Annotated in this window: 11 protein-coding genes; 5 read left to right on the top strand and 6 right to left on the bottom strand. The window is 63.3% G+C overall.

What is annotated here, in order from left to right; translation table 11 throughout:
- The first annotated feature begins 3 nt into the window (after positions 1 to 3).
- Positions 4 to 1,596, top strand: coding sequence for a benzoylformate decarboxylase (mdlC, locus tag F5544_RS31000; RefSeq protein WP_167476456.1), 1,593 nt, complete (start codon positions 4 to 6; stop codon positions 1,594 to 1,596).
- Between the two features lie 55 nt (positions 1,597 to 1,651).
- On the opposite strand, the gene F5544_RS31005 is transcribed toward mdlC, so the two are convergent.
- The 4 genes from F5544_RS31005 to F5544_RS31020 form a co-directional block, all read right to left on the bottom strand.
- On the bottom strand, positions 1,652 to 2,938 hold the full coding sequence (locus F5544_RS31005) for a lipase family protein (protein WP_167476457.1): 1,287 nt from the start codon (positions 2,936 to 2,938) through the stop codon (positions 1,652 to 1,654).
- Positions 2,939 to 3,181: 243 nt separating this feature from the next.
- Entirely contained in the window at positions 3,182 to 4,615 is a 1,434-nt protein-coding gene (locus F5544_RS31010; protein ID WP_167476458.1) for an aldehyde dehydrogenase family protein, read from the bottom strand.
- Positions 4,616 to 4,639: 24 nt separating this feature from the next.
- The gene (locus F5544_RS31015) at positions 4,640 to 6,172 is read right to left on the bottom strand and encodes a hypothetical protein (protein WP_167476459.1); all 1,533 of its coding nucleotides are present in this window, start codon (positions 6,170 to 6,172) and stop codon (positions 4,640 to 4,642) included.
- A gap of 384 nt (positions 6,173 to 6,556) precedes the next feature.
- The gene (locus F5544_RS31020; RefSeq protein WP_167476460.1) at positions 6,557 to 7,786 is read right to left on the bottom strand and encodes a PucR family transcriptional regulator; all 1,230 of its coding nucleotides are present in this window, start codon (positions 7,784 to 7,786) and stop codon (positions 6,557 to 6,559) included.
- Between the two features lie 1,316 nt (positions 7,787 to 9,102).
- Between F5544_RS31020 and F5544_RS31025 the strand changes: the two genes are divergently transcribed.
- Positions 9,103 to 9,789 carry an RICIN domain-containing protein gene (locus F5544_RS31025; RefSeq protein WP_167476461.1) on the top strand — a complete coding sequence of 229 codons (687 nt, stop codon included), beginning with the start codon at positions 9,103 to 9,105 and terminating at the stop codon, positions 9,787 to 9,789.
- A gap of 433 nt (positions 9,790 to 10,222) precedes the next feature.
- A complete protein-coding gene (locus F5544_RS31030; protein WP_238847503.1) occupies positions 10,223 to 12,370 on the top strand; it encodes an RICIN domain-containing protein in 2,148 nt (715 codons plus the stop codon).
- A gap of 223 nt (positions 12,371 to 12,593) precedes the next feature.
- Here F5544_RS31030 and F5544_RS31035 read toward each other — a convergent pair whose 3' ends face one another.
- Both F5544_RS31035 and F5544_RS31040 read right to left on the bottom strand, forming a co-directional pair.
- Positions 12,594 to 13,529, bottom strand: coding sequence for a LysR substrate-binding domain-containing protein (locus F5544_RS31035; protein WP_342760387.1), 936 nt, complete (start codon positions 13,527 to 13,529; stop codon positions 12,594 to 12,596).
- A gap of 327 nt (positions 13,530 to 13,856) precedes the next feature.
- On the bottom strand, positions 13,857 to 15,062 hold the full coding sequence (locus tag F5544_RS31040) for a FliM/FliN family flagellar motor switch protein (RefSeq protein WP_167476463.1): 1,206 nt from the start codon (positions 15,060 to 15,062) through the stop codon (positions 13,857 to 13,859).
- 335 nt (positions 15,063 to 15,397) lie between these two features.
- On the opposite strand from F5544_RS31040, the gene F5544_RS31045 reads away from it, so the two are divergent.
- Together F5544_RS31045 and F5544_RS31050 are read left to right on the top strand one after the other, a co-directional pair.
- On the top strand, positions 15,398 to 16,687 hold the full coding sequence (locus F5544_RS31045) for a M20 metallopeptidase family protein (protein ID WP_167476464.1): 1,290 nt from the start codon (positions 15,398 to 15,400) through the stop codon (positions 16,685 to 16,687).
- A gap of 374 nt (positions 16,688 to 17,061) precedes the next feature.
- A complete protein-coding gene (locus tag F5544_RS31050) occupies positions 17,062 to 17,637 on the top strand; it encodes an NADPH-dependent FMN reductase (protein ID WP_167476465.1) in 576 nt (191 codons plus the stop codon).
- The last annotated feature ends 16 nt before the right edge of the window (positions 17,638 to 17,653 follow it).

A 17,653-nucleotide genomic window follows, 5' to 3' on the forward strand; every position in this document is an offset into this window, starting at 1 on the left:
GCTATGACCACAGTTCGCGAGGTTTCCTACGATGTGTTGCGGGCCTTCGGAGCGACCACGATTGTCGGTAATCCCGGATCGAATGAGCTGACCTTTCTGGACCGCATGCCGGAAGACTTCACCTTCGTGCTGGCCCTGCAGGAGGGCGCGGTCATCTCGATCGCGGATGGCTATGCGCAGGCTTCGAATACGCCGGTGGTGGTGACGCTGCACGCGGCCGCCGGTCTCGGCACCGGGATGGGCGCGCTCACCAACGCCTACGCGAACGGCGCACCGCTGATCATCATCGCCGGTCAGCAATTCCGGCCGATGTTGACGCTGGAGGCGATGCTCACCAACCGTGAGGCGGTCACGCTCCCGAAGCCGTTGGTGAAGTGGAGTTTCGAGGCGCCGAGCGCGGAGTCGGTGCCCGCCGTGCTGGCCCGCGCCGCCGCGTGCGCACTCACCGCACCGACCGGCCCGGTGTGCGTGTCCATCCCGCTCGACGACTGGCGCCGCGAAGCCGACGCCGCGACCGCGGCCTATTCGATCGGCCGCCGTATCTCCGGGAACCCACACGCCGCGCGGACCGATCTGGAAGAACTCGCGCGACGGCTCCAGTCGGCGCGCAATCCACTACTTGTGCTGGGTCCGGATGTCGACAAATACGGGGGGTGGCACGCGGCGATCACGCTCGCGGAGAAGTTGTCGATCGAGGTGTTTCTCGGTAGCGGCGAATACTCGCGAATGCCGTTCCCCACCGGCCATCCCTGCTTTCGCGGCGCGCTCGGCGCGACCGTCGAGCAGGTTCGCGATCAACTGCGGGGCTATGACTTCATCGCCTGGATCGGCGGTGCGCTGCTGCCGTACCACGGCTGGGACGAAGGGCCGTATCTGGCGGCAGGCACCGATCTGATTCACCTCACCGCGGATCCCGACCAGGCCGCACGCGCGCCGCTGGGGCTGTCCATCGTGGGTGATCCCGCGGCCGCGCTCGCCGATCTCGTCGAACTGGTCGCGGTGTCGACCAAGCCCCTGCCCGCCCCGCGATCCGACGAGGCGGCGGTTGCCCATGGCGGTCGGCTGACCGAACAGCAGGTGTGGGACATCTTGGCCGAGGTTCGGCCAGAGGGAGCGCAATTCGTCTGGGATGCTCCCTCGACGATGGGTTGGTGGAACCGGGTGCCGATCAATGAGCCCTCGAGTTACTTCGCCCCGGGAGCGGGCACCGTCGGGTTCGGATTGCCCGCCGCTATCGGGGTCAGCTTGGCCCGGCCGTATCGGCACACGATCGCACTCCTCGGCGACGGTGCGATCAACTACACGATCGCGGCCCTGTGGACGGCCGCGCAGCGAGAATTGGACTGCACCTTCATCGTGCTGCGCAACGGCACCTACCAGGTGCTCGAGGATTACGGCGCAATGCTCGGCGCACAACTACCCGATATGAAGCTGCGCGATCTGGATTTCGTCTCGATCTCCCGCGGATACGGCGTGCGCGCCGACCGTGTCGATAACGCCGACGCGTTGAGCAAAGCGCTGCGCAATGCCTTCGCCGAACCCGGGCCACATCTGATCGAGGTAAGCGTCATGGCGCTCAGCAGCGGCATGTTCTGAGTTCGCTCGATCCCATGTCGACGTGGCCCGTGGTCGGCGGAGGAACATCCGGGGCTTATGCGACGTCGTGGATGCGGCAGCCGGGGGCGGCGGGTATTCCGGCGAAACGGTCGGCCAGCCAATCGATGGCGGGGCCGGGGCCGCGCACGCCTCCGGTCATGTGTTCGGCGATGTGGTAGCGGGTGTAGTCGATGCTGGATTCCGGTGCGCGGCAGTAGGTGTCGACCAGGGCGTTGACCATGCCGACCGGCATCAGCCAGTCCGGGTTCGCGTGGTAGATGTACATCGGCATGTCCGGCACCGCCGCGCCCATCGCCAGCGCGTTGATGACCTGCACGGCATCCGGGTTCTCGAACGGATTGTCATCGAACAGGCCGACGTAGTTCAGGAACGGGACGGTGTAGTTCTGATAGGACAGGCACAACCCGCTCTTGGCTTGCGCCAACTGTTTTCCGAAGGGGTTTATGTGCTGGTCGATATACCGGGCCAGCGACGGGTACTCACGTGCGGCTCCCAGGACTCCGGCGAAGATCATTCCCGCGCCCAACTGGCCGTTGTCGAACCGCAGCACGGTCCCGATATTCGCGAGGACACCACCTTCGGCGACGCCGACCACACGGAGTTCCGGCGCATAGCCGCGGTGGAGTTCGGCGGCGAACCCGGTTGGGATGGAGCCGCCGGAGTACCCGGCGATCCCTACCCGGGTGGCGGAGCCGGGCAACTGCATCGGCGCGAAGTTCTCGGCCGCGCGGATGCTGTCCAGCGTGATCCGGCCATTCAGCGGACCTGCGCCGAACGCCTCCTGCAGCCCTTGATAGTCGGGAATGTTCAACGCCCAACCGCGATTCAGGCTCTGGTAGCCGAAGAGGGTATCGATCGGTATCACCATCGAGCCGTTGACAAATCCCGGAACCGAACTGAGCTGCAGCTGGTAACTCGGTGCGCACCACCGCCCCAGCGAATCCTCCGCGACTTGGAAGGCCAATAGTGGACGATCGGGCTGGAACCCGCGTGGCTTGATCACCGTGGTCACGGCCGCGATGGGCTCGTCACGGGTATTGGTGGAGCGGAAAGACAGTTGCCAAGCGTCCGCGTCGATCGGAATGGCCGACGACTCCGCGATCTGCACCCCGCGTGCCGCAATGATCTGCCCCGGCTGGAGATCGACGAACAATTCGGGTGCCGGAGAGTAGAACGGGTCCGTCTCAGGCAATGGTGGCGGCGTTGCGGGCGGTGGCAAAATCATCGGCTCGGCTGCCGCCGGAGCGACACCCAGCGACAGACACACGACCGCCGCGACGATAGTGAACACCAGCTTCGACAGCACTTCGCGCACGCGCATCCGTCCTTCGATTCGATATTCCCGGTGGCAGAACCACGAATAACACGGAATGTACTGCCCCAGACAACATACGGCAACGATACGGCAATCTCCGTGAAGCTGGGTTCATATACCGTGCGCGCCGAGCTGGTCACCGGTCCGGCACATCGCCACGGGCGGCAGCTGCGCCTACCGGACCGAGGCGCTGACGGTCGTATCGGAAGCAAGTACGCTGCTTTGTGAAATATGATCGGTCGGGATGCGTTAGGCGATTGCCGTAGTGATGCTCTTGATCTCGGAGTAGTGCTGGATGGCGTCGTGACCCATTTCGTGGCCCCAGCCGGATTGTTTTACCCCGCCCCAGGGCGTCATGGCGTCGAGAAATGGTCCCGAGTTGACCCAAACCGTACCGGCTTCGAGTTTCTCGGCGACGCGGTTGGCGAAGCCGATATCACGGGACCACACCGAGGCCGCCAGCCCCATTTCGCTGTTGTTGGCGCGAGCGATCACCTCGTCCTCGTCTGTGAAGGTGAGCAGGTTCACGACGGGTCCGAAAATCTCTTCGCGGGCAACGATATTCGTATCGTCGATATCGGCCAGAATGGTCGGGGCGTAGAAGAAGCCGTCACCGTCGACGCGGTAACCGCCGGTGACCAGCGTGGCTCCCGCTGCGATGCCTCGTTCGACATAGCCCGCGGTGCGCTCGACCGCGCGTTCGGAGATGAGCGGTCCCATATCCGTATCGGCGGCGGTGCCGGGGCCGATCCGCAATGCCTCGGCGGCCGCGGTGAGTTTTGTCCGGAATTCGTCGAGAACCGTTGTGTGAACATAGGTTCGGCTGAATGCCGAGCAGTGCTGGCCCGCGTTGTAATAACCACCGACGAGCTGCCCCGCGACCGCGGCGTCTATATCGGCGTCGGCGGCGATGATCACCGGATCCTTCCCGCCGAGTTCGAGGGTGACCCGCTTGAGATTGCTTGCGGCGAGCCCGAGTAGGTGTTTACCGACCCGCGTCGAACCGGTGAAGCTGATCTTCCGAACGTCGGGGTGCCCGGCGAGCCGGTCGCCGGTTTCCGCACCGCCGGTGAGAATGTTGACGACTCCCGCTGGGAAACCAGCCTTTTCGACGAACTGAGCGAAACGCAGGATGCTCAGCGGCGCCTCCCTCGGAGCTCGCACCACGACCGTATTGCCACATGCCAACGCGGGAGCCAACTTCCAGCACAATTCCATCGTCGGCGCGTTCCACGCGGGCATCAGCCCGCAGACGCCGATCGGTTCGCGCTTCGTGCGGAAGATCCGGCCCGGCACGGACACCGGGCTGGTGGTGCCGTCGACCTTGGTGGCGTATCCGGCGAAGTAGCGCAGGTTCGCGATCACGCTGGAAATCTGGAAGTTTCGTACGTCGGTGATGCGGTTGCCTTGATCCAGGCTCTCCAACTCGGCCAGCTCCTGCGCGTTCGCCTCGACCAGATCGGCCAGCCGCCACAGCAATACCCCGCGCTCGGACGGCGAGGCCCATCCTTTCCGGAAGGCCGTCGACGCCGCTTCCACCGCTTCGTCGACCTCGGGCACACCGGCTTGCGGCACATCCGCGATCGGCTTCGCCGTCGCCGGATTCAGGGTTTCGAAAACCTGGCCGTCGTACGTTGTATCGCGCCACTGACCATTGATATAGAACTCGGTGAACGCGGACATGACTCTCCTCCGGAAGGCTCGGACTCAGACGGTGTGAGCGATCACTCGGCCGGCGCGGATGGTCAGCTCGAAGCGGTTGCCGTCGACGCCGCCGATACTCGATTCATCGGTGGTGCTGGAATGGATGACCGAAATGCCGCCATCCGCGACGAGGTCCCCATCACGGCCGGTGATCGAGACATTGTTCATGGAGACGAAACTCGCTCGGTTCATCAGCACGCCGATTCCGTTGGGCGCGGTGATGACGAGGTCGCGCATCGGTACACCCGAGGCATGCACTTCGAGAGCCACCGACTCCTCGCCGAGGGCCGAGATGGCGCCGCCGACAGCCAATTTCCAGACCTCGCCGTCGTCGATCTTGACGGTGCTGATTCCATCACCGTCGCTGGAGATGTCACCGGTTACCAGGATCTCGGCGATGCTGCCGCCGGGTTCGACGTTGATGGCGTTGGCCGCCAACTCCGTCAGCACGCCCTTCACCAGGGATTCGCCGGAGCTGCCGTGGGTGCGAATGCTCCCATTGACGACCAGCTTGCCCAGCGGCCTGCTCAGTTGGATGGCGGGAGCACCGTCGCCGTGCGTGGTCACATCCTGGAATTCGATGGTGCCGACGGACCCGGAATAGATGTTGAAGGCGCGGGCGCCGTAGCCGTGGGTCTCGATCGGCGCGGTCAGTGAAATGTGCTCGATATGACCGAAGTTGATGATGCCGTTACCACTCGAGCCGGTGGACAGCAGCGGCCCGCGCACATCCCAGCGGTCTACGACACCCCACGCGTCGAGGATCATGTCGTTGACACCGAATGTCGTCACCGACCCGGCGTCGATGGCGTACTCGATATGCGCTCCGTAACCGAAAAAGACTCCCGACGTAATGAGATCCTGTACCCCAGTGGCGATTCCGCCGTCGATGTAGATCTCACCCAGCTCGACGAGGTCCGCCTCGACGCGGCCGCGGGAACCGAATCGTTCATCGCCGCCGCCGGAGATGAAAACGCCGGATCCGCGCACGGGCCGATCCGCACGCCCGATCGACAGACCGCGAATCCTGGTGGTGAGCAATGACTCCGGACCCTGCTGCTGATTCCAGATCGTGAACGCGCCCTGCCGCGTCCGCACGCCGTAACTGGTCGGACACTCGGTCCGGCCCCGCACATCCGCGAATTCGACGTCCACGCAAGAACATTCGATGTGCCCCGCCCGGACCATGGTATTGGCGAGGATTTGGATCTGGCCGACTACGACAAGGTCGGCGAGTTCCAGGCGGCCCAGATCGGCGACCGCGGTGTCGTTGTAGATCGCGCGCCGGTCGGGGTCCACTTCGATGCGCAGTCCATCCACCGCGTTGTCGCGGCTCAGGCGAATACCGTCGGCTCCGGCGGCGAACCGCAGGACCGCGTCACCCCGCCCGACCAACTGCGCACCCGGCCGCAAGACGACGGTCGGCAAACCTTCGATCGTGGTGGCCACGGTGATCGTCCGGGTGTCGGGCGACGCGACCGCGCTGAGCAGACCGGCGGCGGAATCCACCAGCACCGCGTTATCGATCTTGTTCATAACCACCCCTCACATTTCGGCTGCGAATTATCCGATTTCGGCGGAAAGATCCCATTCGTTGCCATGGCATCCCACTCAATTGCATTGAAACCGGTTTTCACCTTTTTTGCATGCATGAAGAACAGATAGCGCTCATCTCCACGCGGCAGGGGTTGACGGATTCACGCCAGTTGAGGCTTCGCCAGCATCACCGGTGGACGCATCGGCAGGTCAGCAACGTCGGGCATGAACCCGAGGACACGAAAAACAGATGACCCTCATCTGGACCGGCGATAATCATGCGACGCAGGGCCGGACCGGTTCAGGAAGTGCCGCGGCCGTCCGGCTCCCACCACAGCCCCGCTTCGGACGGCTGGGCCGTGCCGGACGGCCTCGGTTCACGCGTTACCAGAGCACTCGATCCCGGTACCACCGGCATATCGTCAATGCGAGCCGCAGATCGAGGGTGTCGCCGGTGAGGGTCAGCCCGAACTTGCCGGTGATCTGCTGGATTCGGTATTGTACCGTATTGCGGTGCACCATCAGCTTTTTCGCGGTATTGGCATAGCTGCGGTCCTCGGCCAGGAAGACTCGCAGAGTTTCCCGGAATATCTCCATTCGGGCGTCGTCGCGGGCCAGCGGTCCCAGGGTGCGTGCGGTGAAGTCGGCGAGTTCTTCGGGTTCGTCGAGTAGTAGGGCGACCGGTGCGACCTCCATGAACGACAGTACGGACGGTGCCGCCTTTCCGGCGGAGACCGCCACTTTCTTGGTCCGCGCCGCTTTAGCGGTCGTGCGACGGAAGCCGGCGGCTCCGGCATACGGGCCGCCGAGAGCGAGGCGCACCGGCACGCCTTCGTGCACCCACGCCTTCCGCAGTTGTTCGATATCGGGTGCGTCGGCCGCCGAAAGCGGAACCCACACCCGCAATTCCCGGTATCCGCTGGGTAACAGCAGCGGGTCTCGGGTTACCCCCAACAGGTGCCGCAACAGTGGAACCGTGCGTTCGAGTGCTCGCGACGCCACCGCGGGCGTGGTCGTCGGGCATACCCATGCCTCGACGGCCAGGTGAATCGAATCCAGCGGATATCCGAGTGCCTGCTCCGCTGCGTGCAGGTCGGGATCTGCGTCGTGCAGTAGTCGCTCGATCCATCGCTGCGAGGTCGTGTGCTGGCTGTTATCCCAGTGTTCGCGTTCCCGCTCGTAGGCCTCGCCTACCTGGGTACAGACTCGATCGATGTACAGGGCGGCGAATTCCGCCAACCTGGCGGAGATCACCGCCGCATCGGGCATACCGATCCGCCACACCTCGCCGATCGCCGCGGCCAGCAGTTTGGACTGACCCAGACCGTACGCGCGCAGGAGCGCCGTAAGCGGAACACCTTCACGAGCCAGTCGCCGGGCATAGACGAGCGCGGATGCGGGAGCGTCGACCGAGGCGGGGTCGACGCCGTTGGCGAGTACCTGCATCACCATGATCACGTTTTCGGTTGTGCTGGCGCGCAACAGATCCGCCAGATCGCTGGTCAAACCGAGGGCGCCGATCGTCTGTTCGATGCTGACCATCACGTCGTCGATGAAAGCCTCGCGGGCCGGCAAGAGCACACGGGCTATCTCACCCGTCAATGTATTCATCATGCAATCTCCCGGAAGCAATCGGTCGCCCGGGCTCGCCCGGGGATCAGAATGGCGGATCGGCCGAACGTCATTCGAACCGATTTCCTCGTTCACCAGTGGCCGCGTTGTTTCGCTCGGCGCCGTATCGAACGCCACGCCGGTGCCGCACGATCGGTGCTATCGGAACCGTTTGCCGATCTCCGCGCCTGACAAGCGAGTGACAAATATTCACGGCGCTATAGCGGCTGCCATTGGCCTTTCCTCGGATTCAGGTCGACATAGCCGGAAGTCGGCGCGTCGAAACGTTCCCGGACCGGAACGGCCGAGGCTCGGAGCTCAGGAACGGCGGGCTGTCTGCAACACCTCGTATCGGTCGTTGCCCGCCTGATTGCTGAACCTTAGCACATTCGATGTTGTTGGCACACTGCGACTTTCGCATATCGGACATCACCTTGACAACAGAGGTTTCGAGGGCGGTTTTCATGCGACAGTTGTCATCCTTTGCGAAAAGCCATGGCCACCAGCGGCGTTCGGGCGATTTGCCAATCCCTGTGTGATCGTTCCGAGGTCGAACGGCTCGGGTCGGGGCGTGCGATTGTGGGCGTTCGTTCTCGTGTGACTGGTGATTGCTCGACGGCCGCTCATATCGTCGATACCACCCTGTGCCACATAGCCTTTCGTCCCAGACGCGAACACGTCGCCGAGCCCGCCCTGTGTTGTCCTTCCGGTTGGAAGGACAACCTTAGGCATTGGTGAGTGACATGTCATAGGTAGCGGCGATATTTGTGCGTGGGGGCACAAATACCGCGACATCATCCGGTCTCGTAGCACAGGGCGCCAACAGCTATGCCCAGTAGGAATATCGAACTATCGCCGCTACCTTGACCCAAAAGTGTTGTCAGCGGCCCATTCTCACGCGCCATAGGCGAAAACCAACGCCAATCGGAACATGCGATCAGCGCATAGCGCCTGGAACAGATCTCGGACCGGTGCACGACTTGTCCGGACGAGACGGCCTCGGCGCCGCCGATGGCGGGTGACCAGGATCGGCGCGGTCGCCGCACCGGATTCGGCCCGCTCAGCGGAATCGGCGCCGAACCGTCGACTGTCGACGTGCCGACCCGCGTCTGCACGATCGTGATGTCCGGGGTTCCGGGTTGTCGAGCCCCGTCCGGTCACCCGGCATCATCCTTTGGCAGTTTCTCGAACAGGCAGCGACTTCCGTCCGTGATTCAAAATCCGCTATGCCGATAACTTCGGTATCCGAATCGGACGAAATAAGCTCAGCATAGACCCTTTGCCCACATGTGCTGCCGATACAAGGCGACCTCTAAAATATGTACTTCGCATACGAACTTGTTGCCGTGACCTTGCGGCGCCCTGAGCATAACGCCTATCGTATGATTCCGCTCGAAAAGCAGATCGAAATGCAATGCCGCGCTCATCGCCGAATTTCGAAAACAGGCACGAATACAGATCGAAGGACAGGTATGAAATCCGTCATCAAGGCCTTGGTCTCGGCTATATTGACGATAGCCACCCTGCTGACTATTACGACCGGACATGCGGCCGGACAAGAACGCGTCTCAGCCGCCGGAGATTATCACTTCATCCGAAATATGGCCAGCGGCAAGGTATTGGACATCGAGGGCGGCAGCACCCAAGAGGGGGCCGCAGTCATTCTTTGGGACAAGCGAGACCATGATAACGACAACCAGTTGTGGAAATTTACCGAGGGGCTTATCGTCAACAAGAAGAGTGGACTTTCCCTGGAAATAACGATGGACAAGTCAGGCAGTATCACCATCGGAAAGGGACGCATCGTTCAAGCCGCAAAGCGCGAACCGGCAGCCGACCGCCAGCGCTGGAAATACAATGACGAGCACCAGCTGCTGAGTTTCCTGGGCGAGGACGAACTCTGCCTCTCGGGCGCAAAAGGCGATGTCCAGACCCCCGGTAACAACCTCGTTATCAATTTTGTCGACGGCACCGCCTCGCAGCAATGGATGTTCGACTCGCCGTAATCGCGGCGACGGCTGAGAGCTATGGTGCGGCCGTCAGGTCGCGGCGTCGAGCCGGTCGACGCCGCGACCGGGCCTTATTCAGATCCGGTTGGTGTCGTGGTTTGTGCGCGGTTTCCGAAAATTTTGTGTTGTACGCACATAGCGGTCTACAGCTTCCTTTGGATAGCATCGTATGCACCGAGGATCGGAGCCGAACCGCAATTGATATACCCAATTAAGGGGATTTGTGGGGATGGTTTTCGATTACGGTTGGTTCACCTCACCCTGACCCCTGATGGCGGGCGAGGTATTCGAATGTCGATCCTATGACAACGCGGGCCGCCAGCTGCAGGTGTGCGGTGCCGCGCTGTCATTCTGTATGTCTTGGAGGGCAATAATAATGAAGGTTCCTCGTCCGGAGCATCACGCGAGGATTGTGGGCAATTTGCGTACTGTGCTGTCCGGTGAGCAGTCGGACGCGACGCATGCGCGGGTGGCTCGGGTGGCGGCCAACCGGCCACGCCACCACCTTGTGGGCGTGGCGTTCAACGCGTTTGCCCGCCTGGGCGAGGGCAAGACGCTGACCGATTTCGAGCGGCGGCTGGTGGATCCGTTGCGGCGGTTGGGGTTCAGCGATGATCAGCTCGCTGAGCTGGGCGCGGTCCATGCCGGTGCTGCGACCGAGGCGCGCCGGGCGGTGTTCCCGCAGGCGGTGGCTCACCTGAGCACCGAACAGGGTTATACCGATGCCGATTTCCGCCGTGATGCCCCGAAAATGGTCGCCGAGATTCTCGCGATGCCGTCCGTGCGGGTCACCGACGCGACCACGGCGCGCGCGGGCGAGGCCACCGTACCCGCGCCGCCCGATGACGAATTCGCTCGCGCGGCGAAGGCCGCGGGCTGGAGCCTGAATATCCTCGCGTCGACCGCGGACTCGGCCCCCGCACCCGAGTCCAGTGGCCGACTCACCTCCGATGACACCGTCTGGCAGGTGCGCGCCACGAGCATGCACGCCGTCGCCCAGTCCCACGACGATCACGGCACCCCGACCGACGAGTGGTACTTCGGGTTCGCCACCACCAACACCAAGCGGACCACGTCATACAAGTCCGAGGTGATGGCGGACATCGACGACGGCGTGAACCGGGATTTCCGGCAGAACGTGCTGTGGGTCGGCTCGGCGGGTGCTACCGGCCTGGTGTGCACCGTCGACTGCTGGGAACAAGACAACGACGAGCAATACATGCAATACGACAATTCGCTGCATGCCTTGGCAAATGCCATCGTGGAGAACCTCATCGACCCCTCCACCTGGCTACAGTTCCTGTCCGATGTCGCAGAGGCCGCAGCCCTCGAGGGCGGTGCCGGTGTCGCCGCCTTCCTGCTCGGCACCCTCATCGGCACGGCGGTCGCCGCCGCTCTCGGCGCGGCGATCGCCGCGATCATCAATGCGTTGACGGCCTGGGCGGCCGACGATCATGTCGGCACCTCGGTGGTCGCGATCACCCCCGATATCCTGCGAAGCTCCGGCGGCGGCCGGCAGTTGGAGGTCCATCTGGACGGCCGCGGCAACGGTGAAGGCTATGCCATCGTCCACCTCCAGCTCCAGCAACTGCCCGGGGAACCGATAAATCTCATCAACCAGGGCAGCAATCTGGCTCTGGAAGCGCTGCTGGAGGACGATTCCGTCCTGGTCAGGCAGCGCCGCTACGACCCCAACAATCCTGCGCAGCTGTGGGTCCACGATCATGACGGGATCATATGGAATGTGGCTGCCGGAGACGTCTTGGATGTGGATCGCGGGGGAACCGAGGACGGGGATCTGGTATACCATTGGCGGTACAACGGCGGCGCCAATCAGGTGTGGTACTCCGAATACATTGACATTTACCAGGCTTATTTCTACCGCAACTCGAACAGCGGCAAATACCTCGATGTAAATAAAGGCAGTCATGAAGAGACCGCGTGGATCCATCAGTGGTCAAAGAACGGGTCTTCTGCCCAGAGATGGTTGCAGTCTGCTCCACCGGCCACGCTGATCTTCGAATATCCCAGGGACGGATTTACTCTATCTCCTGATGCTGACCAATTCGCTAACGGAACCACATCGCTCCCGGACATCTATACCCTGGTCCTGACCAGGGACGGCGAATACGTCGGTGAAGCGAACCCGTCGGCCGACGGAAATTGGGAAATAAAGATGGACACTTCGGCATGGCCGCCCGGCGAGCACACGCTCCGTATTCGAGCAAAGAGCGGCTACCCCGGCGAAGGCCAGGTCACCGTCCGAGTTGCGTCTACTCCTTCTCCTTCGCCTCTGCCGCCGGCCACATTTACCTTCTCTTCGCCATACGACGGAGACCGTTTGCCTGGTTATAACATCGTCGCTCGCGGAACCACATCGCTCCCGGACACCGCGACTGTGGTCCTGGAAATGTCTTCGGGCTTTGCCTTCGATTACATCGGTGAAGCGAACCCGGTCTATGGAGAATGGGAAATCCCGCTGAACAATACAGCGTGGGGCGAGTTCCAAAAGGCTACTCTCCGTATTCGGGCAAAAAGCGGCTACTCGGGGGAACGTACGGCAATCGTCTACAGGTAAGCCCCCCGAGGCGAATAACGGGCACGCCAGGTGAGATCGCGAGGCTGAGGGTACTCGGCTACCCGTGATCTCACTCTCGGTACCTGGGCGGCCGAAGCCGGTGCGACGCAACAGAATATGGTTGCGTCGCCGCGGCCTGAATAGGCAGCTTCTTCCACCCGCTTCGCCGAACCCCGCCGGAGGACTCGCCGGATGTGCCGCGGCGGAGCCGACCTGGCGCGGCTCACCCGCGGCGCATTTCGGCGGCGACGCCGCGGAGGTCTTCGATCAGCGCCCGTGTCGGTGGCTTCATCGGCCGATCGACCAGCCGGCTCATCCCTACCGTGATTTCCGGAGCATCCGACCATGCCGGCAGTACCGCCACGCGTAGGTCACCGGTTGCGGTGAGACTTCGTGGCAGCACCGCGATCATGTCGGTCTCCAGCAACAGCTGCAGTGCCACGGCGAACGAAGAGGTTTCGATCCGGCGCTCGGGCAACGGCATCGCGGATCGGGCGAAGACCTCTTCGTATTCGCCCCGCGAATCCACTTCCGTAGCGGGCAGGATCCAGGTGTATTCCGCCAGATCCCGCAGCGTCGGATTGCCCACTCCGACCATCGGATGATCCGCTCGCACAACCAGTTCGACGAAATCCGTGCAGAGGACCTCGGTAATAATCGTTGGCTCGGCCGCCGCAGAAAGCCTACCGACCACGAGATCGACACGCCCCGACTCCAGATCCGCCGGCACCGCTTCCGGCGGCGCGGTGCGCACCACCACCGTCACCAACGGATACCGCGCCTTCGATCGGGCAATTGCTCGCGAGAGCAACAGATTCGACCCGGACGTATCGGTTCCGACGACCACCGTGCCACGCGCCCCGTCCGCCAACTCGGCGATGTAACGTCCGGCCTGCAATAGCCGCGTAATGACCGCACGCGCGTGTGCGGCAGCGGCATCGCCGAAAATGGTCGGCGTAACCCCGCGCGGCCCACGCTCATACAGCTCGACACCGAGAATCGACTCCAACTCGCGCAGATTGCGCGTGGCAACCGGCTGAGTGATATGCAGCTCGGCCGCCGCGCCGACCAAACTCCCGTGCCGCGCCAGGGCGTCGAGCAATAGCAGGTGACGAAGTTTGAGTCGTCCGTCCCGAAGACACCGACCATCCATCACCATATTGCGCTCCGCGACACATCCACCGCGGCCACCGACTCGGCCCGCCTGGCCGGTGATCGCGGCGGCCGGTCGGCGCGGGCCGTGTCGGCCACGACCGCCTCCTCTGCCCGACAAGCCAATTCACATTCGGCTCTGTACAACGGCCAGTAAAGCGAATACGCCGCCTACGCGCACGCACGGACTACAGATGGCCCCCATCTGTACCGGGAATGAATCCACAATGCGCTCCGCCGATTTCGGCAAAGCGGGTCGACCCGTACCACCCGGTCAGGCACCGGTGAAGACAGCGGCGCCGGGCGAGTACTCGGCGGACGGTGGCAGCGCTTGTCATTCCCCGACGTGGTTGTGCAGGAGGCGATGGATCTCGCCAAGGCACAGCTCCAAGCGCCGGGGTTGCTCCAGTGCGGGGGTCCCGGCCGAGTGAATGGTCAGATCGCCGCGCCGCGCGGTACGGACCACCCGCGCGACGTCCCCGACAGTCCGCTCGGTGTGCGGGTTCCCGGCGACGACCAGGACCTGTGCGCCGATAGCGGGCGGCAGGTGCCGCAACCACTCCTCTGCACAGCTGGCCGTGGTGGGCCGGGCCGGTCCCTGCGGGCGGTGCCGGGCGGCGGCGTTGAGGACGAACAAATCCATGCCGTCGGGGGTACCGAATCGCTGCCAGAGTACGGTTCGGCGCGGTACGCCCGCGACGGTGGCGGGACCGGTGGCCGGGCAAGTGGCGGCGAAGGTCAATTCGCCGCCGAAGACGGCCATGGCATTGGCGATGACGATCTCGTACTCGGTGGCGAACGGGCGACCCCACGGATCGGGATCCACAGGGTCGCGGGCGAGTTCGGCGCGCACCCACGGGTGCTCCAGGAGCTTCGGGTCGCGAGCGACAAGGCGGTCGACGATGTCGTCGACGGTGCCGTCCCGAGCCTCCCGCAGCCGTTGACCGCACCAGACCTTGATCGGGCCGAGCACGCAATCACGCTCGCGCCGGAGCCTGCGCACGAGGTGCAGTCGGCCGTCGTTGGCCTTCCAGGTGCCCGCGACGATCTCTGTTTCGTCGAATGTGGCGCCCGCGACGGGCAGCGTCTCGCTCAGCAGTCCCATCGCGTCCACCAGGGCCAGCGCCCGGGTTCGCTGCGCTGGCGTGTAGTCGGCGGGTATCCGACCATGCTCCGGGCCCAGCCAGTGTCTGGCCGTGGTGGCCGCCAACTGTGCGACGTCATCGTGCCAGGGCACGTTCAGTATGTCGAACAAGGCCCGAAGATGGCCGCGGTGGCGATCCAGGAAAGCACTTGCCGCCGCACGTCGATCCTCCGTCGCCACGATATTGCCGATGCGGACGCCATGTCCGTCCCCCACCGCGACGACCGCGCCCTGAGCGACGAGTTGCTCGTTCACCAGCAGGTCGACAGACTCACCCGCCAGCGTGTCGAGACCGATGACGGAACCCTTGCCCAACCCCAGCAATTCCTCGGTCGAAATCCGGCTGACTTCGAGGCGGGCAGTCAGCCGCACCGGTTCGCCACCCTCGGACTTCATCGCCTCATCACCATTCCCTGCTCTCGTTCATCAACCGCACATCACGCCGATATCGACCGGCCTGCGTTGAATTTCCATTTCCCCACACCCCTTGCTCGGACTTTATACATTGTGCGCAATTCAATTCAACCGTTGAGGGCGTAATTCGTACCGGCCGCACATGCTTTGCCGGAATGATCGGTCGAAGCGCACAGAACGCGGCATCCCCTGCTCCGGTTATCGTGGATATCGTTGTTGCGGCCCGCGGCGAGCCCACCCCGCACTCGCGAGGCATGATGGATGTGTTGATCAACGAGTACCGACCAGGCAGCACCTGCCAATGAACGGAGATCTCGATGAGCACGATCTATGACGAGCTGGACCGGCACGCGAACGCGATCGCCGCGCAGGTTGTGCGCTGGCGACACCACCTGCACCAGCATCCCGAGCTGCCCAATCGGGAATCCAATACCGCCGAGCTCATCGCCGACCATCTGCGCTCACTGAAGCTGGACGAGGTGCGCACCGGGATCGCCGGGCACGGCGTCGTCGGGGTGCTGCGCGGCGGAGCGGACGGCGGCGGGTCCGGTGCGGTGATCGCGCTGCGTGCCGATATCGACGCGCTGCCGGTGCCCGACCTGTCCGGGGTCGACTTCGCCGCACACGTCGTCGACAAGGACTATCCGGGCGGGCCATTCCCGGTCTCGCATGCCTGCGGGCACGACTGTCACATCTCGATGCTGATGGGCGCCGCGAGCGTGCTGGCCGCGGTGCGCGAACAACTGCCCGGCACCGTGCTTTTCGTTTTCCAGCCGGCGGAGGAGGGGCCGCCCGTCGACGAAAAGGGCGGCGCCCGTGAGATGCTCGCACAAGGTGCATTCGACAACCCGGCACCGACCATGGCGTTCGGGCTGCATGTCTGGCCATATCCCAAGGGCGACATCGGATATTGGGCCGGCAACCTGTTCAGCTCCTCTTGTCTGGTGAAGATCACCGTTACCGGGCAGCAGGTGCATGGATCCACACCGTGGATGGGCATCGATCCGATGCCGGCGGCGGCGGCGATCGTCACCGGCATCGGGCAGCTGTACCGGGAGCTGGACGCCTACGATCCGATCACCGTCTCGATCGGGCATATCGAGGATGTGGGACGGTTCAACATAATCGGACAAACAGTCACACTCTTGGGAACCATCCGCTGTGCCGTCGAATCCGATATGACCGAGGTACAGAAACGCCTCGACACGCTTGTCGAACATACGGCGCTGGCCTACAACGCCACGGCGACAGCCGATTTCCTGCAACATGTACCCGCCGTGCACAACACCGAGAAGTGGATCGAGGCCGCACTGCCGACGTTCCGGCGCGTCGCCGGGGACGAGAAGGTGGTGCAGTCCGTTCCGACCCTCGCCTGCGACGACGTCTCGGAATTCGTCAACAAGTACGGCGGACTCTATGTCCTGCTGGGCGTACAGGATACGCAATTGGCGCCGCACGGTATGCCGACACCGATTCCGGGCGGTCGCGGCCTCGCGATGAACCACAACCCGCACTTCTATGCCGACGACGACACGCTGGTCACCGGTGTGCGACTGCATAGCCATGTCGCCTACGACCACCTCGCCGGCATATTGTCGCCGAAGTGAGAGGTCGATCACCCGCACGGACTACAGATGGTTCTCATCTGTAAAAGGAATGCTTCCGAGTTCACGCTCCGTCGATTTCGGCACCGGCGAGTAGTACGACCGCGCATCGCGGTGGCCTGCCTCTGGCGCATATTTGTCACTACGGGACAAGAAATGGCGCATTCCCTGCCGGTTGGACACCCCATGGCAATAAATCACAGATACGCGCGCACAATTGTGGCAGAAGCATGTACCGCCACCGAGAACCGCAAAAGAATCGCCATCGAGCTGCACCGGCCGGCTGTACACGAATTCCGACAACATGGCGGTGATAAAACGCCACCGTCATTGTGATCGGCGAGCAAGCCCGCCGATTTCGGCCTAGCGAGGAGATCATGAACAAACTCGAGATCATCATCGCCAGCACTCGTCCCGGGCGCATCGGACTGCCTATTGGGCAGTGGATCGAAGCCGAAGCCGTCGGTCACGGTGGCTGGGACGAGGTCGAGCTGGTCGATCTTGCCGTGGTGAATCTGCCATTCATGGACGAACCCAATCACCCCAGACTGCGTCGATACACGCATCCGCACACCAAGAAGTGGAGTGCGAAGATCGAGGAAGCCAATGCTTTCGTTTTCGTGATGCCGGAGTACAACGCTGGCTATAACGCCGAGCTGAAGAACGCCATCGACTACCTGCACACGGAGTGGGAGTACAAGCCCGTCGGTCTGGTCAGCTACGGCGGTGTCTCGGCGGGTACGCGCGCCGCGCAGATGATCAAGCAGGTGGTGACCATGTTGAAGATGGCTCCGGTCTACGAAGCGGTGTCGATTCCCTTCGTAGAGCAATTCCTCGGCGACGAGGGCGAGGTCAACCCGAATGCGATCATGACCAACGCCGCCAAGGCCATGTTCGATGAACTGGTCCGAGTCGGTGCCGCGCTGGCGCCACTGCGCGAGCAGACCACCTGACGACGATCACCTTCGT

Source organism: Nocardia arthritidis, assembly GCF_011801145.1.
Classification (GTDB): Bacteria; Actinomycetota; Actinomycetes; order Mycobacteriales; family Mycobacteriaceae; genus Nocardia; species Nocardia arthritidis_A.

Coding starts and splice junctions, on each gene's coding strand:
- F5544_RS31020 (WP_167476460.1), bottom strand. CDS start 7,786: ATGATGAATACATTGACGGGTGAGATAGCCCGTGTGCTCTTGCCGGCC.
- mdlC (WP_167476456.1), top strand. CDS start 4: ATGACCACAGTTCGCGAGGTTTCCTACGATGTGTTGCGGGCCTTCGGA.
- F5544_RS31010 (WP_167476458.1), bottom strand. CDS start 4,615: ATGTCCGCGTTCACCGAGTTCTATATCAATGGTCAGTGGCGCGATACA.
- F5544_RS31005 (WP_167476457.1), bottom strand. CDS start 2,938: ATGCGCGTGCGCGAAGTGCTGTCGAAGCTGGTGTTCACTATCGTCGCG.
- F5544_RS31035 (WP_342760387.1), bottom strand. CDS start 13,529: ATGGTGATGGATGGTCGGTGTCTTCGGGACGGACGACTCAAACTTCGT.
- F5544_RS31040 (WP_167476463.1), bottom strand. CDS start 15,062: ATGAAGTCCGAGGGTGGCGAACCGGTGCGGCTGACTGCCCGCCTCGAA.
- F5544_RS31045 (WP_167476464.1), top strand. CDS start 15,398: ATGAGCACGATCTATGACGAGCTGGACCGGCACGCGAACGCGATCGCC.
- F5544_RS31015 (WP_167476459.1), bottom strand. CDS start 6,172: ATGAACAAGATCGATAACGCGGTGCTGGTGGATTCCGCCGCCGGTCTG.
- F5544_RS31050 (WP_167476465.1), top strand. CDS start 17,062: ATGAACAAACTCGAGATCATCATCGCCAGCACTCGTCCCGGGCGCATC.
- F5544_RS31025 (WP_167476461.1), top strand. CDS start 9,103: ATGTACTTCGCATACGAACTTGTTGCCGTGACCTTGCGGCGCCCTGAG.